The organism is Rhizobium sp. 10N427, from assembly GCF_056394605.1.
The window spans coordinates 1-1373 of record NZ_JBFTID010000039.1 but is presented as its reverse complement, the minus strand read 5'-3'; the positions used below and the strand labels follow the sequence as shown (position 1 = coordinate 1373).

Here is a 1373-nt window from a genome sequence, read left to right as displayed (position 1 = left end):
CACCTTCGCGACGGCACTCGGCTTTGCGCCATCGGGCGCATAGCCGCCGCCGACGGCGACGTTGAGCGAGACGTAGTCCTTGGCCATCTGCTGGACGGCAGCGGCCAGGCTTGCCTGGGCCGTCGAGACGTTGCGCTGGGCATCGAGAACGTCGAGCAGCGAGGACGCGCCGTCCTTGTAGCTGGCGGTCGAGAGCTCAAGCGATTCCTGGGTGGTCTTCACCTGGGCACGCAGGGCCTGAACCGTCTGCGCATCGCGGCGGACTGCCGACAGTGCGTTCTCGACCTGCTCGACGGCGCTCAGCACCGCAGACTTCCAGGCGAGATAGGCGGCCTTGGCATCCGACTTGGTGATGTCGACATTGGCGCGCAGGCGGCCGCCGTCGAAGATCGGCAAGTTCAGCGTCGGGCCGAAGGACCAGGTGGTCAGGCCGCCATTGCCGCCGACCGGGCGGACATAGGAGGGCGAGATCGAGCCGGACAGCGAGATCGACGGATAGAGCTGCGCCTCAGCCACGCCGATATTGGCGGTGGCAGCGGCCAGATCCCGTTCGGCCTTGCGGATGTCGGGACGGTTGCGGATCAGGTCAGCCGGAATGCCGGCCTGCAGGCCGCCACGGAACACCGGCTGATGCGAGCCCTTCTGCAGATCGCTGACCAGCGAAGAGGCCGGCAGGCCGAGCAGGGTGGCGATGTGATGGGCGGCAACCCGGAAGTTGGTTTCGAGGCCGGGGATTTCGGCCTGGGTCGACTGCACCAGACCTTCGGCCTGGACGACGTCGAGGCGGGAGGCCGCACCGGCTTCGAGCTGGAACTTGGTGAGATCGAAGGTTTCGCGGCGCGACTTCAGGTTTGCCTGGGAGAGCGCGATGCGTTCCTGGTAGTAGCGGGCGTCGATATAGCTGTTGACCAGATCCTGGAGGAAGGTGAGCTTGGCGACATCGGCGGTGGCATAGGCCGAATCCAGCGAGGCCAGCGCACTTTCCTTCGAACGGCGATATTCGCCGAACAGATCGAGCAGCCAGGAGACATTGGCCTCACCGGCAGTGGTGTTGGTGGCGCCGGAGCGGGTGCGAAGGTTGCCCATCTGGCCGCTGACCGTATGGGAAGCACCGACGACGAGGCTCGGCAGGGCGCCTGCACCGGCGACCGTCACCTGGGCTTCGGCAGCGTTGATGCGCTCAAGCGCCTGCAGCACGTCGAGGTTCTGGCCGATGCCCTGGGCCACCAGCGAATTCAGCCGCTGATCGCGATAGGCCGTCCACCACTGGGCGGTCGCAACATCACCATTGCTCTTGACCCCGCCTTCACCGAACTTCGCGGGAAGCGGCATCTCCGGGGGGACATGATCCGGACCGCTCACACAGCCGGCCA

1 protein-coding gene is annotated in these 1373 nt (G+C 66.3%); it reads right to left on the bottom strand.

Annotation, left to right across the window (positions count from 1 at the left end; translation table 11 throughout):
* Positions 1 to 1373: efflux transporter outer membrane subunit (locus AC1DIJ_RS30880; protein WP_112390954.1), on the bottom strand; the 1373-nt coding region annotated here is incomplete at both ends.